Origin of the sequence: Hyalangium gracile (assembly GCF_020103725.1) — a bacterium.
GTDB lineage: Bacteria > Myxococcota > Myxococcia > Myxococcales > Myxococcaceae > Hyalangium > Hyalangium gracile.
In genome coordinates, this window is record NZ_JAHXBG010000006.1 from 319,775 (window position 1) to 333,612 (window position 13,838).

Below are 13,838 nucleotides of genomic sequence, written 5' to 3' on the forward strand. Positions count from 1 at the left end.
GCCAGGCGATGTTCCGCATCATGGGGACGGTGAGCTTCCGTAGACGGGAACGATGGAGCCGGGGAGACATAGCGGCCGCTCCCCGGTTTTCCATCGCGAAGGCGCCTACCAGATGACGACCTGCTGGTCGCCCTGGCGCACCATGGACTGGCCCGGCTTGCACGAGAACGCCGCCGCGAAGGCCGGCATGTTCGACGGCGCGCCGATGGCGCGGAAGGGCGCCGGCGCGTGCGGATCCGTGGCCAGGCGCACCTTCAGCTCCTCGGGCGTGAAGCTGCGGCGCCACACCGTGGCCCAGTTGAGGAAGAAGCGCTGGTCGCGCGTCAGCCCGTCCACCTTCGGGTCCGGCTGGCCCTCCGTGGCCCGCTTCAGCGCGTCGTAGGCCGTGGCCAGCCCGCCCAGGTCCGCGATGTTCTCGCCCAGCGTGAGGTTGCCGTTGACCTTGGCGCCCGGGGTGACTTCGTAGGCGTTGAACTGGGCCACCAGCTTGCCCGTCAGCGCCTTGAACGCCTTGCTGTCCGCCTCCGTCCACCACTGCTCGAAGTTGCCGCTCGCCCCGAAGCGCGCGCCCTGGTCGTCATAGCCGTGCGTCATCTCGTGGCCGATCACCGAGCCGATGCCGCCGTAGTTCATGGCGTCGTCGGCGTTCGGATCGAAGAACGGCGGTTGCAGGATCGCCGCCGGGAAGACGATCTCGTTCTGCAGGGGGTTGTAGTAGGCATTCACCATCTGCGGAGGCATGCCCCACTCGGTGCGATCGACCGGCTTGCCAATCTTGCCCACGCTCCACTTGTGGTTGAACTCCTGGGCCGCCTTCACGTTGCCCAGGTAGCTGTCACGGCTCGTCTTCAGCCCGCTCCAGTCGCGCCACTTGTCCGGGTAGCCGATCTTCGGCGTGAAGCTGGCCCACTTCTCCAGCGCCCGCTGCTTCGTCTCCGGGCCCATCCAGGTCAGCTTCTCGATGCGAGCCTTCAAGGCCTCGCGGAGGTTCTTGACCAGCGTCTCCATGCGCGCCTTCGACTCGGGCGGGAACGCGACCTTGACGTACATCTGGCCCAGCGCCTCGCCCGTCTCGCTCTCGATGGTGTCGAGCACGCGCTTGCTGCGCTCCTTCAGCTCCTGCTGGCCCCGCAGCGTCTTGCCATAGAAGAGGAAGTTCTCCTGCACGAATGGGTCCGACAGGTACGGCGAGGCCGAGTCCACGGCGTGGAAGCGCAGGTAGCTCTGCCACTGCGCGGCCGGAACCTCCGCCAGCATCTTGCTGATCTCCTGGTGGAAGGCCGGGATGGCCAGCGAGAACATCTTCGGCTGGACCATGCCGTGCGCCTCGAAGAAGCGCGTCCACGAGAAGTTCGGCGTCAGCTTGTCCGCGTCGGCCGGGCTGACCGGGTTGTAGAACAGCGAGACGTCGCGCGACAGCTCCTCCCGGGACTTGGAGACCCGCGCCAGGCGCGTCTCGAAGGCGACCACGTCCCGCGCCTGCTGGGCGGCGCCCGCCGCCGGGATGCCCGACAGCTCCAGCACCCGGGCGACGTGCTTCTCGTAGGCGGCCAGCTTGTCCTTCTTGTCCGCGTCGAAGTAGTAGGCGCGATCCGGCAGGCCCAGGCCGCCCTGCATCACGTAGCCGAGCTCGAAGTTGGAGTCCTTGAAGTCCGCCTGGGAGCCGAAGCCGAACAGGATGCCCTCGCCCTTGGCCGTCTGGGTGCGCACGTATTCGGCGATCTGCTCCTTGTTTCCGAGCTGGGAGATGGCGTCCAGCTGGGCCTTCAGCGGCTCCAGGCCCTGGGCGTTGATGCGGGCCTCATCCATGCCCGTGGCGTAGAGGTCGCTGACGATCTTCTCCACGCCGGTGGCGCCCGTCATGGCCGCGGCCTGCTGGGCCAGCTGCTTCTGCACGGCGATGGAGCGCTCGTCGAGCATCTCGAACGCGCCCCACGAGGTGCGGTCCCCGGGGATCTTGTTCGCCGCGAGCCACTTGCCGTTCACGTAGCCGGCGAAGTCGGTGCACGCGTCCTTGGAGGGGTCCAGGTCGCTGACCTGGAAGCGGTTGACGCCGGGCAGCTGGCTCTCGTCGAGCTTCAGCGCGGGGCTCGAGGCGGCGGGCTTCTCGAGCCCGGCCTCCGCGGTCGGGGCGGCCTTGTCCTGCTTCGAGCACGCGGCCAGGGGCGTGGAGAGGGCAAGGGACAGCAGCAGCACTTGCGGTTTCTTCTGGGTCACAGCGGTCTCCCACCTGAGGGGTTGAGAAAGGGCGCCGCACCATAGACCCGATTCCGCTCCAGCGCTCCTGAGTCGTTCGATGAGTGAAGTCTCTCAGGGCGTCGAGGGGTCGTGTACCCTTGGGAGATGACCCGCGCTCGTACTCTTGGAGTGACCGTTCGTCTCGCTCGGCTGTGGCTCTGTGCCCTGCTGGTCACCACCGTCGCCTGTCGCTCCGAGAGCGGGAAGGCCCCCACGACACAGCCGCCCGTCGAGCTGCATGGGGTGGGCGGCGTCGAGGGAGTGAACCCCACCTATGACCGCTCCCGTCAGCCGGCGAAGTTCGTCGCCGAGCTGAAGATCGCTCCGGGACAGCGCATCGCCGATGTCGGAGCCGGGCTCGGCTACTTCACGGTCCGACTCTCGGACGCGGTCGGCCCGACAGGGCAGGTAGTCGCCACCGACATCAACGACGAGGTCCTCTCGAGGCTCCGCGCGCGTGTGTCCGATCGGAAGAACGTCGTGGTGCGGAAGGTGCCGCCGGACGACCCTGGCCTCGAGGAGGGCACGTACGATCTCATCATCCTCTCCGAGGTGGACCACTTCCTCGCGGACCGGGTGGCCTACCTCACGAAGCTGCGCTCCGCGCTCGCTCCGAATGGCCGCCTCGCGGTGACGCACGTCCGCGCCATGCGTCCGCCGCTCGTCGCCGCGGCCCAGTCCGCGGGCTACGCCGTCGTCTCCGAGTACGACGGCCTGCCGGACCACTACCTGCTCTTCCTGCAGCCTTCGTTCAGTCAGTGACGGGAGGCGCCTGCGTTCGGGCCGGTGCCCGTCCCGCGTCACGGTATGATGGCCGGGCATGGAAAAGGATCCGTCGACCCTGCAGCCCAGCGGACTGACGTCCGGCAAGGGCTCGGAGGAGGAGCGCATCCCGGGCCTGCTGCAGCTCATGTCCGCGGGCAGCGTCAGGGTGGCGACGCTGCCGCTGCAAGGCCGTGAGCTGGAGCTGGGGCGAGGCCATGCCGAGCTCGGCGAGGCGCAGGACCCGCGGATGTCGCGCCGTCACGCGCGCATCCACTTCGACGGGCGGCGCTGGCAGGTCACCGACCTGGGGAGCCAGAACGGCACCTTCGTGGATGGAGAGCGGCTGACTCCCCAGACGCCGCGCGAGGCCCAGCGCGTCATCCGCATGGGGGACTCGCTCTTCGTGCCCTCCGCGGACGTGGGTCCGGTGAAGAAGCGAGGTGTCGTGCTCGTGGACGGCTTCGTGCGCGGCCCGGCGCTCCAGGGGCTCCTGGACGAGGTGACGCGCGCGGCGCAGCTCGGGTTCTCGCTGCACATCCATGGCGAGAGCGGCGCGGGCAAGGAGGGCGTGGCGCGCACGTTCCACCAGCACGGCCCCCAGCGCGAAGGGCCCTTCATCGCGGTCAACTGCGCGGCCATTCCCCAGGGCGTCGCCGAGCGGCTCCTGTTCGGCTCCAGGAAGGGCGCCTTCTCCGGGGCGGATGACGCGGAGGGGTATCTCCAGGCGGCCCATGGCGGCACGCTGTTCCTCGACGAGGTGGTGGAGCTGGAGCTGGCCGTGCAGGCCAAGCTGCTGCGCGTCCTGGAGACGCGCGAGGTGCTCCCCCTGGGCAGCGCCAGGTCCCGGAAGGTGGACATCCGGGTGTGCTCGGCCAGCAACAAGAACCTGCGCGGGCTGGTGGCCGAGGGAAAGCTGCGTGAGGACCTGTACTTCCGCATCGGCCGTCCGGAGGTGATGCTGCCGCCGCTGCGCCAGCGCCCCGAGGAGCTCCCCCTGCTCCTCCAGCAGGCCGTCCAGCAGGTCGCCTCCGGGCCCGGGCTGCATGTCTCGCTGCTCGAGGCCTGTCTGCTGCGGCCCTGGCCGGGCAACGTCCGGGAGCTGTTCGTGGAGATCCGCACCGCCGCCCAGGCGGCGCTCATGCAGGGCGCCCAGCGCATCGAGGCGCGCCACCTGAGCCCCAGCGCGGGCACGGCGTTCGGGCCCTCCACGCCGCTCCAGGTGACAAACGAGAAGGTGCCCCCGGTGGTCCCGGAGGCACCCTCTCGAGCCAGCCCCCTCGATGCCGCCGAGCGGGCTCGCATCGAGGAGGCGCTGCGACAGCACGGCGGCAACGTGGCGGCCACCGCTCGCGCGCTCGGCATGCACCGCACCCAGCTGCGGCGCCTGCTGGAGCGCCACGCCATCGTGGCGCCCACGGGCGGCGAGGACGATCAGTAGATGGAGCGCCAGTACATCATCAGGTCGCCCAGCCACTGATCGATGCGGAACGCGATGTTCGGCGTGGTGCCGGTGCAGTCCGAGCCCGTGCACGACTCGGCGATGTTGGTGGCCAGCAGGTAGGGGCCGTTGGAGCCCGGGCTCCACGAGTAGAGCGGCCCGCCGCTGTGCCCGCCGGACATGTCACAGCCGTGGTAGAAGTTCCGGTTCCACCCGTTCACCGAGTTGAAGAACGAGCCCGTGGTGCAGGCGAAGCTCTGCCCCCACATGGAGTTGTTCACGCAGCCCGCCGGAGCCCCGCCGGAGCCGCAGCCCGGGTAGCCGTAGTGGTACTTCGTGTACGAGCTCACCCCGCTGTCCGAGGAGTTGTAATAGACGCCCATGTAGCCGGGCGCCACGCCGGTCGAGCTGCGCGGCGTGGTGCCGAGCACCAGCACCGCCCAGTCATACTTCTCGCAGACCTGGCGGTAGCCCGTCACCTTCCACTTGTGGCACTCGTTGTCCACGAAGCCCTGGTCCCAGTACTTCCACGTGTGGTCGACGGCGGCGTAGGGCTGCGTGGTGCCGTCCTGGCCCGCGCGGAACTGCGCGCCGCCCACCCAGTTGCCGTAGCCGTCCCACAGGCAGTGGAACGCGGTCAGCACCAGCCGATCCTCGAACAGGGTGCCCGTGCACCAGCTCGAGCCATTGGGAGACACCACGCCGATGGTGTCCCGAGGCCAGTCCGAGGCCGTGTTGACCGACCGCGCCCGGCTGTCGATGCCGTTGGACCACCCGCTCTCGCTGCGCGGCGCCTCCGAGGGAAAGCTGCTGCCGGTGAGGTTGCGCTGCCGCAGCTCGAATCCCACCCGCGCCAGGTCCGCCTCCGGCACGACCACCTCGTAGATCGTCCCGTCCGGGCCCATCGTGCGGATCTGCCCGCCCGGTTTCTCCAGCCCGAGCTGGGGCTCGATCTTCCGGATGGCCGGCAGCTCCCCCGGCTGGAGCTGGGCGAAGCGGGTCACCTTCTCCACCGGGCGGAGGCGGGGCGCGCTCAGGCCCAGCTGGTGGCCGATCCAGTCGGCGGGCACCTCGAGCGTCTGCTCCTGGGTGGAGGTGACGGGCTCGCTCGTGCTGGAGTCGAGCTCCTCGGTGCCGCACGCGCCGAGGGCGAGCGAAGCGATGCATGCCACGCCGAAACGCTTGATCGTCATGAACTTCATGGGGCTCTCCTGCTCGCAGCGGAGGATCGCCTCGGTGCTCCGGGCAAAGTCCCTCGCTGCCGTCGTCCTCGGGTTCATTCCCGAGACACGCCGGACATGAGCAAGCGCCAGGCCAGCCGCTCTCCGCCGGGATTTCGTGGGGATGCGCGGCCGGGCGAGGGGAGGTGGCACAGCCGGGGAGGGCGGGTGGCACAGCGCCACCTGTGCCACCTGTGCCACCCGTACCACCGCGGCACCGTGCCGCATCCATGGAGGTCGAAGGGGCAGGGCCTGTGAGCCGCTGTTGATGGCAACCGTGGCACGAATCTGGCTCAAATCCAGGCGACCTCTCGGTTTCCAGGAGACATCACGGTGACGACAATCACGAAGCTCGTGGCGGTGGTCTTGATGGCCAGCGGCGTGAGCGGCTGCCATTGGCTGTTCCCCAAGAAGGACCCGGCCACCACCTCGAGCGTGCTGCCCATCAATGACTGCGGCATCAGCAACTGCGGCCTCAGCATGGCCACGGCGAATCTGGATGCGACGGAGTGCCCCACGGGGCAGTGCGATCCGGATGGCAACGGCCTGGGCATCTATGTGGTGGAGGGCGGCAACTACTGCTTCAAGGATGAGGGGAGCGGGCGGCTGGGCTTCTGTCCGGAGGCCTTCGTCAATACCCCGAACGGGCCGGTGCTCAAGGGGCGGAGCGCCGCGAGCGGGAACATGCGGTTCGAGCAGTACACCCTCGGCGCCACGGTCGACGGCCAGAGCGCGAAGGTGCTCAGCATCAACGGGGCGGGCAGCGCGCTCTCCATCACGTACAGCCTCCAGGGTTCCCAGCGCACCGCGATGGGGGCCGACCTGAGCCGGGTGACGCTCCAGCTCATCGCCGGCACGGCGGGGACTCGCTACGAGCTGAGCGTGAAGCCCGAGGGCGTATCACCCGAGTCCATCCACGGCTACAAGGTCCAATACCGCTCGGTCTTCGCGGGCAAGCCCGGCATCTGGGCGCAGCACTGCCTGCGGCAGGACCAGAGCCCGGACGTCGTCTCCTTCCTCCCGGGCCGGACTATCAATGGCATGAACGCGGCCGTCACCACCGACGGCCTGGTGACGACGATGGGGTGCGGCTCCGGCGCCATCGTCACGTGCCTCAACTGGGGCTACAAGCCGTGGGAGCCCCAGACGGCCCAGTCCGACGAGAGGCGCAGCTATGTCTACGGCGCCTGTCTCCAGGCCAAGCGCGCGGCGTACTTCGTCCGCTTCAACGATCTCAAGAGCTACACCGCCACCGGCACCCCGATCCTCAAGCGGGACCAGTACGGGTTTGGCCACTCCCAGGATCCGATCGACGAGCGGAACATCGAGGCGCTCTGGAGCCCTGGCGGCGCGCTGTGCCTCACCGAGGAGCACCGGCGGCACAAGCAGGACATCCCCATCGGCAACTACCACGGCCTGAAGCCCTGCGGCTCGCCGCTGGAGTGGACGCCCGACGCCAAGCTCGCCACCGCCCAGCCGCAGCCCTGAGCGCCCGCGGGAGTCATCCCGGAGGCGAGCCCATCGCCTCCGCCTCCCGCGCGGTGTCCTCGTACTGCCACCGCAGCAGGGGATTGAGCTCGAAGGCCCTCGCGAGCGCGGCCTTGCTCTCACGGGCGGCGTCGCGGCGGGCCTCGGTCTGGCGCTCCGTCCGCGCCCGCTCCAGCAGCAGGGCTCCGCGAAGGGCGTGGGCGTGGGCCAGGTTCGGGTCGAGCTGGAGCGCCAGCTGGGTCTGCCCCAGGCCCTCGGTGACGGCGTTCACGGCCTCTCGCGGCGGCAGCGCCCGAGCCAGCTTCCACCAGGCCCGGGCCAGCTCCAGGTGGGACTCGTAATAGGGGTACATCTTCACGGCCTGCTGCGCCTCGGCGAGCGCCTGCCGGAGGTGCGGCAGGACGGGGCGCCCCTGCCGCTTCGCCTGGTCCGCCTCCGTCAGGCTCAGCCGCGCATGGAGGATCCGGCAGTCGGCGCAGCGCGGATCGTTGCGGAGGGACTCCGCCAGCGCCTGCCGCCCCGCCTCGAGCGCGGTGGCCGGGTCACGCTCCTCCTTCAGCGCATGGAGCGCCAGCAGCAGGTGGCCCAGGGCCCGGTAGAAGGACGTCCGCCCGGCCTTGGCGTTGATGCTCAGGGACTGGTCGAGGTGCTGGAAGGCCCGCGCGATCGCCGGGCGCGGATCTGCCTGGGTGTCCACGAGGTACCGGGCGCGCGTCAGCTCCGCGCTGGCCACGTGGTTGAGCGCCGAGTAGAGGTTCTTGTCGATGGCGAAGGCCTGCTGGCCGGCCTCGAGCGCCTTCTGGACCTCCGCCTCGGGATCGAGCCCACGCGAGAGGCGGTACGACGCCATCGCGTTGTACAGGTCCACCAGGTTCGAGTGGGCGAAGAGGTACTTCGGGTCGCTGGCCGCCGCGCGGCGGAAGTGGCGCTCCGCCTCCGCGTAGGCCTGGGTGGGATCCTGGCCGTGCTCCCGCTGGTAGTTTCCCCTCCAGCGTTGGACGAGCCCCAGATCGTTCAGCCCCCAGAGATAGTCGGGCTCGAGCTCCAGCGCCCGGGTGAGCATGGCGGTGGCCTCGTCCCAGGAGCGGCTCGGATCCTGGCGCTCCCATGCCTCCTGGAGCCCGCGCATGAACCAGGCGTAGCCCAGCGTGTCGTAGGCGTGGGCGTTGCGCGCATCCAGCTCCACGGCGCGCGAGGCGGTGGCGAGCCACTGGGAGAGGATGGGCTTGGGCTCCTGCCCGCCTCGCTCGAAGTTCATCACCCGGTACCAGTGCATCAGCACATAGGCCTTCTGGGTGTGGCTGGAGGAGCGCAGCGCCGCCGCCTGGATGCCCTTGTCCGCCGCCTCCAGGGCGCGCTCGACCGACTCCTTGCGTGAGCGGCCCTGCCGCTTGTCGATCTCCGCCTGCTGCAGCCATACCTGGGAGAGGGCCTCGTAGTTCCACGCGTCGCTGCGGCCGGACTCCACCGCCTGCGCGTACAGGCGGTCCGCTTCCAGCAGCCGCTCGCGCGCCGCGTCGTACTCGCCACGCTCCAGCCGCTCCATGGCGCGGGCATAGGCCACGTCCCCCGCGAGCTTCCGGGCCTCGTACACCCAGGGCGCCCGGGCGATGGCCTCCGCCGCGGCCTGCTCCGCCACGTCGTACTCCCGGCGGTAGAGGGCGATGAGCCCCTCGAGGTAGCGCGGGGACTCCAGATCGATCCCCCGGCTCCGCTCCAGCGACTGGAGCGCGGGCTCCAGGTACTGCTTCTCGAGCGCGCGCTGCTGCTCGGCCACCCAGGCCGCGTCACCGCCGCGGCGCGTCTCCTCCATGGCCTGGTGGAACAGCTCTCCGAGCACCCGCCCCAGCGCGTAGTGCAGCTCGGGCGAGTCGATCCCCCGCTCGCGCGCGCGAGTCAGCTCCTGGTGCGCGTTCTCGAACTCGTGCATCGCCAGGTAGCCGCGCCCCAGGGCATGGTGGACGAGCCCCTGGCCGTGCGCGTCCAGCTCGTGCTGTCGGGCGGAGATTCCCGCCATGCGCTCGCGGACCAGCTGCTGCTCCTGGCTGGTGTCGTGCAGCGGCAGCGCGTAGGTGGTGCGCAGGAACCACTCGATCTCCTTCACCTGCTGCCCGAGCTGCTCCGCCAGCCGAGCGCGCTCCTCGGACTGCTGCTGGGTGCGCCGGGCCTCCAGCCACGAGCGCACACCGAAGGCGGAGAGGACCAGGATGGTCGCCAGCGACGCCGCTGAGACACCCACCAGCGCGCGGTGCTTCCGCGCTCGCCGCCGCAGCCGGTACATCAGGCTCGGCCGCCGCCCGAGGATGGGCTCGCCGTCGATGAAGCGGGCCAGATCCTCGGCCAGCGCGCGCGCGGACGGATAGCGCTGGCTGGGCTCCTTGTTCAGGCACTTGAGGACGATGATCTCCAGATCGCTCTCGAGCTGTGGCACCCGCGAGCGCAGGGGCGGCGGCTCCTCATGGAGCACCTTGTTCAGGGTGTCCACGAGGGTGGTATCGGTGAAGGGGGCCTCGCCGGCCAGCAGCTCGTAGAGCGTCGCGCCGAGGCTGTAGACATCCGAGCGGCGATCGATGCTCCGCAGCTCACCGCGGGCCTGCTCGGGCGCCATGTACGACGGCGTGCCCATCAGCGCGCCCGTCACGGTGAGGCCGTGGCCATGGCTGACCTCGTACGCCAGGCCGAAGTCCATGATGACGGGGAAGCAGCGCCCGTCCTCGCCGCGCTCGACCAGGATGTTGGAGGGCTTGAGGTCGCGGTGGATGACGCCCAGCCTGTGGGCCTCGTGCATGGCCAGGGCCGCGTCCTTCATCACCTGCAGCTTCTCGGGCAGGGACATGCTCGCGGCGGCCCGGTCGAGCCGCTCGCCGCCCACCACCTGCATGGCGATATAGGCCTTCCCGTTGACCTCACCCGCCTCGTAGACCTTGCAGACGTGGGGGTGATCGATGCGGGCCTGGGCGCGCGCTTCCTGGAGGAAGCGCATGACCAGGTCGGGGTCCGCGCCGCGGATGAACTTCAGCGCGACGGTGCGCCCCAGGAGCCGATCGCGGGCCTTGTACACCTCGCCCATGCCGCCCCGGCCCAGCAGCGAGATGAACTCATAGCGGCTCCACTGGGAGACGGGGAACTGCTCGCCCGGCCCCTCCGTGGGGGCGGGGGCCGACACGCCCTCGGAGGACTGCTCCCCGGCCAGTGTCGGCTGCGCCGCCTCCGTGGACGCGGGGAGCTCCGGAACGAGGGTGGGCTCGAGGACTGGCGCTTTGTCCGCAGGGTCCGGCATGGCGCCACGCTAGTCGGCCTGACCCGCGAGAGGGATTCGACGGCGCCCTCGCCCTCCGGACTCTCGACGCATTGCATCCAGGAAATGCCGCACTACCAGTAAAAACTGTTTAAGCTGACAAGTTTAATAAATCTGATAAAGAGTGATTCCAGGCCGTGCGTCCCGCCCGGCACTTCTCCCGGAGTTTCCATTCGTGAAGCTGAAGACCCTGATGATGAGCCTGGCGTTCGGTGCCCTCCTCTCCGCCTGTGGCGGCCCGCTGCCCGAGGAGGGCGTGAGCTCGGGGGACGAGCTCGGCGTCGCGGAGCAGGGCGTCTGTGAGGGCTGGGAGAACGGCGGGCGTCGGTGTACCTGGAAGTGCAGCGCCGACGGCCGGTGGATCTACGCCACCAGCAACGTGTCCTATGGCGGGTGCACGGCGTACGCGAACGACTTCTGCAAGGGCAACGCGGTCTCCGTCTGCTGGAGCCGCTAGCACCTTCCGGGCGGTCAAGGCCGTGAGGCGCCGCCCGCCATCCCGATTGCTCGACCACACCCTTTGAAAGGCATTCCCATGAAGCTGAAGACCCTGATGATGAGCGTGGCGTTTGGTGCCCTCCTCTCCGCCTGCGGCGGCCCCATCCCCGAGGAGACGGAGATCAGCACGGAGCAGGAGCTCGGCACGACGAGCCAGGCCCTCTGCGAGGGTTGGGAGAACGGCGGCCGTTACTGTACGTTCCGGTGCACCTCCTCGCAGACCACGCACTACTTCGCCGGCTACGGCGACGTGCCCTACGGCAACTGCCGCGAGTACGCCGACAGGTACTGCGGCCGGACTGCGGTCAGCGTCTGCTGGAGCAAGCTCTAGTCAGTCCCCACCGTGGGGGGCGGTGCCGACACGGAGAGGAATGACACCCGTCGCCATTCCAGGACGACCTCGGCTTCGTTTCCCCCCATCAGCAGGGGGCCCGTGCTCAAGACCAGCCGGGTGCCTTCCACGGTGGCCTTCCTTCTCTGCACGGTACCGATCCAGTTCGGGAAGACGCTGCCCTTGATGTGGTGACAGACGGTGTCCGTCTGCTCGTCGGTGTCGTAGGTCCCGAAGTACACGGCGGCCCCGTCCAGCGCTTCTTTCGCCTCCTGCGCCGTGCCCCCCTTCAAGTCCGCGGACTTGAAGGAGGGGCGGTCCCGGCCCATGAGCTGCACCGCCATGTTCCCGTCACGGTCGTAGATCAGCATGCCGAGGGGATCGTGCCCGTAGGGGTGGTTCCTGCTTCCATCCGGCAAGCGGCCCTCCACCGCGATGAGCTGCCAGGTGCCGACAAGTCTCTCCTTGAGCGTCATGGTGTCTCCCTCGGGGCTCAGCGCCGATGCGCTCGCGCGTCGATTTGAAACGTGGACAGGAGCTTGCCCTGGCCATTGTGGGCTGTGACCGTGAAATGGTCGTCCCGTTCCCGTACACAGCCGAGGTGTAGCTTCTCCCCGGGAAGCGACGCCTGCTTGCAGGTGAGGACGCACCGGGTGATTTGATAGGCGTCGAACCCAGGGAAGTGGCGCAGCAGAGAGCAGGCGTTTCCCCCCAGGATCGACACAGGACACATCGCCCGCATGTCGAAGTGGCCGGCGAAGTCCTCGCGGCGGAACCCCTCCAGGGTGGCTCGCAGTTCCTCGCCGGGCCGTATCCACTCCAGCTGCATCGGCCGCACGGGGTTCACGTACGGGCTGGGCTGACCGGGCACCCGGGCCATCGTGGGTGCCGCATCGGTCCCCTTGAGCTTCACGAACTCCTCTTCGTTGAGGCCCACGCACGTCAACTCGAGAGCCGCGTAGCGCTCGCCCTTCTCCGTGAAGCACGTCACGGTCGTCGTATAGAAGGGGAAGTTCTTGGCTCGAGCGATCCGATCGACGCGTCCCATGCAACGGAAGGAGTTTGCCGTGGTGGCGTGGACCGGGAACACCTGGAGATCCGCCTGGGTGGCAAGGTAGTAATGCCTGGACTTGATCGGATTGGCCGCGGCGCAGGTCATGACGCCGTGGACAGCCAGGGTCCGCAGCCCCTCGGAGCAGCTCATCAACGTCGTCTCGGCGTAGCGCTGCTGCTCCGGCCTGAACTGGCTGTAGACAACGCCATTGTCCACGGCAACGTCATACACCTCGACATAAGGAGCAGACTCGCCAATGAGTTCGAACAGGTTCTCCATGGAGTTCATCCCTTCCAGTCAGTGAATGGCAAGCGCTGGTAGCCCTGGCGAAGCCCTCAGGCTTGAAACAAGCCGGCGCGACCCGCTCCGCATGCCTGGATGCAAGGGTGGTTCCACTCTCGAGTCGCGCACGCTCCCCGAGGCATCGACGCGAAGTCACAGCTCTTCAGGTGTCAATTCGCGGAGCTGACACGGCGCTGACGTGTCAGCGAGCCATGGATACATCTCTGACGGGGACCTCCGGGCTGCTGACCGGATATGCTCCGGGCGTTACGGAGACCTCCACCATGAGCCTGCGATTGCCTCTGGCGCTGCTGCCCTTCCTGTTGGCGCTGGTCCCTCTGGAGCGAGCGGAGGCAAGCTGCAGCGTCCTGAGCGGCGAGGACCTGAAGCGCTGCCTCGAAGCGGGGCATCGGTCCATGCTCGACTACCACGATGCGTACGAGAAGTCGGTTCGGTTCGAGGTCTCCGTGGGGAGCCACACCCAGCAGATCAACTTGTTCGACTACAAGAGAGCGGGGCTCTGTGCCCTCACGATGCGTGACAGTGTCACACCCTGGAGCCTGTCGAGAACTACGTCGACTTCGACACGTATCGCGCGGGTACGCTCTACAAGCCCGTGAGCTGCAAGGCCGGCAAGCAGCACGGCGAGGAGTTCCGGTACTTCGCCAGTGGCAAGCTGGAGAAGCGCACCCTGTTCAAGGACGGCCGGGAACAGGGCCGGTTCGAGCACTTCCATCGCGATGGCACGCTCTTCTCAAGCGGCGAGTACGTGGATGGCGAGCTGCGCCTCCTGTCCTACTTCTGGACGCCCGATGGCGTCGAGGAGCGGCGGCATCGCTCGCCCGAGGTGCGGAAGGAGAAGACCACCTATTGGAAGGACGGGCGTCCCTTCACGGGAGTCTGGAAGCGCTAGGTGTCGGAACACTACGTGATCATCACCACCATCAAGAACGGTGAGAGACACGGGGACTACGAGGAATACGATGGCGATCGCCGGGTGGTCCAGCGCACCTACGAGAATGGAGAGCTCGTCGAGACGCCGCCCAAGCAGGGGGACTCGCCAGTGCCCTCGGATCCCGGCCCGAAGCAGCGGTAGCCGAAGCCGAGGCACCACCCTGGATCGTGCGTCCGTGCCGGTGGTAAGGGGGGCTCAGTGCGCACGGCCTTCGCACCCCGTGGGTGCGGATACGCCAGCATGCTGCGCCTAGCACTACAGCGGGCGCAAG

13 protein-coding genes are annotated in these 13,838 nt (G+C 68.6%); 8 read left to right on the forward strand and 5 right to left on the reverse strand.

The window, feature by feature from the left end; translation table 11 throughout:
- Nucleotides 1–105: 105 nt before the first annotated feature.
- Nucleotides 106–2,217, reverse strand: coding sequence for a M13 family metallopeptidase (locus tag KY572_RS14260; protein WP_224243150.1), 2,112 nt, complete (start codon nt 2,215–2,217; stop codon nt 106–108).
- 150 nt (nt 2,218–2,367) lie between these two features.
- Between KY572_RS14260 and KY572_RS14265 the strand changes: the two genes are divergently transcribed.
- Together KY572_RS14265 and KY572_RS14270 are read left to right on the forward strand one after the other, a co-directional pair.
- Nucleotides 2,368–3,000 carry a class I SAM-dependent methyltransferase gene (locus KY572_RS14265; protein WP_224243151.1) on the forward strand — a complete coding sequence of 211 codons (633 nt, stop codon included), beginning with the start codon at nt 2,368–2,370 and terminating at the stop codon, nt 2,998–3,000.
- Between the two features lie 58 nt (nt 3,001–3,058).
- Nucleotides 3,059–4,441, forward strand: a complete 1,383-nt coding sequence (locus tag KY572_RS14270; RefSeq protein ID WP_224243152.1) for a sigma 54-interacting transcriptional regulator — start codon at nt 3,059–3,061, stop codon at nt 4,439–4,441.
- On the opposite strand, the gene KY572_RS14275 is transcribed toward KY572_RS14270, so the two are convergent.
- The gene (locus KY572_RS14275) at nt 4,435–5,634 is read right to left on the reverse strand and encodes a trypsin-like serine peptidase (protein ID WP_224243153.1); all 1,200 of its coding nucleotides are present in this window, start codon (nt 5,632–5,634) and stop codon (nt 4,435–4,437) included. The genes KY572_RS14270 and KY572_RS14275 overlap by 7 nt on opposite strands.
- A 360-nt stretch (nt 5,635–5,994) precedes the next feature.
- Here KY572_RS14275 and KY572_RS47775 point away from each other — a divergent pair, with 360 nt between their 5' ends.
- The gene (locus tag KY572_RS47775) at nt 5,995–7,149 is read left to right on the forward strand and encodes an ADYC domain-containing protein (RefSeq protein WP_224243154.1); all 1,155 of its coding nucleotides are present in this window, start codon (nt 5,995–5,997) and stop codon (nt 7,147–7,149) included.
- A gap of 13 nt (nt 7,150–7,162) precedes the next feature.
- Here KY572_RS47775 and KY572_RS14285 read toward each other — a convergent pair whose 3' ends face one another.
- The gene (locus KY572_RS14285) at nt 7,163–10,429 is read right to left on the reverse strand and encodes a serine/threonine-protein kinase (RefSeq protein ID WP_224243155.1); all 3,267 of its coding nucleotides are present in this window, start codon (nt 10,427–10,429) and stop codon (nt 7,163–7,165) included.
- Nucleotides 10,430–10,622: 193 nt separating this feature from the next.
- Between KY572_RS14285 and KY572_RS14290 the strand changes: the two genes are divergently transcribed.
- Both KY572_RS14290 and KY572_RS14295 read left to right on the forward strand, forming a co-directional pair.
- Entirely contained in the window at nt 10,623–10,904 is a 282-nt protein-coding gene (locus KY572_RS14290) for a hypothetical protein (RefSeq protein ID WP_224243156.1), read from the forward strand.
- Nucleotides 10,905–10,982: 78 nt separating this feature from the next.
- Entirely contained in the window at nt 10,983–11,276 is a 294-nt protein-coding gene (locus KY572_RS14295) for a hypothetical protein (protein WP_224243157.1), read from the forward strand.
- On the opposite strand, the gene KY572_RS14300 is transcribed toward KY572_RS14295, so the two are convergent.
- Together KY572_RS14300 and KY572_RS14305 are read right to left on the reverse strand one after the other, a co-directional pair.
- Nucleotides 11,273–11,752 (reverse strand): lipocalin-like domain-containing protein, encoded by a 480-nt coding sequence (locus tag KY572_RS14300; RefSeq protein WP_224243158.1) that lies wholly within the window; start codon nt 11,750–11,752, stop codon nt 11,273–11,275. The genes KY572_RS14295 and KY572_RS14300 overlap by 4 nt on opposite strands.
- 17 nt (nt 11,753–11,769) lie before the next feature.
- The gene (locus KY572_RS14305; protein WP_224243159.1) at nt 11,770–12,609 is read right to left on the reverse strand and encodes a hypothetical protein; all 840 of its coding nucleotides are present in this window, start codon (nt 12,607–12,609) and stop codon (nt 11,770–11,772) included.
- A 287-nt stretch (nt 12,610–12,896) separates the two neighbouring features.
- Here KY572_RS14305 and KY572_RS14310 point away from each other — a divergent pair, with 287 nt between their 5' ends.
- Genes KY572_RS14310 through KY572_RS14320 form a run of 3 tightly spaced genes read left to right on the forward strand, consistent with a single transcriptional unit; the run spans nt 12,897 to nt 13,708 of the window.
- Nucleotides 12,897–13,232 carry a hypothetical protein gene (locus KY572_RS14310; protein WP_224243160.1) on the forward strand — a complete coding sequence of 112 codons (336 nt, stop codon included), beginning with the start codon at nt 12,897–12,899 and terminating at the stop codon, nt 13,230–13,232.
- Nucleotides 13,229–13,525 carry a toxin-antitoxin system YwqK family antitoxin gene (locus tag KY572_RS14315; RefSeq protein ID WP_224243161.1) on the forward strand — a complete coding sequence of 99 codons (297 nt, stop codon included), beginning with the start codon at nt 13,229–13,231 and terminating at the stop codon, nt 13,523–13,525. Before KY572_RS14310 ends, KY572_RS14315 begins: the two co-directional genes overlap by 4 nt.
- Nucleotides 13,526–13,708, forward strand: coding sequence for a hypothetical protein (locus KY572_RS14320; protein WP_224243162.1), 183 nt, complete (start codon nt 13,526–13,528; stop codon nt 13,706–13,708).
- Nucleotides 13,709–13,838 lie beyond the last annotated feature (130 nt).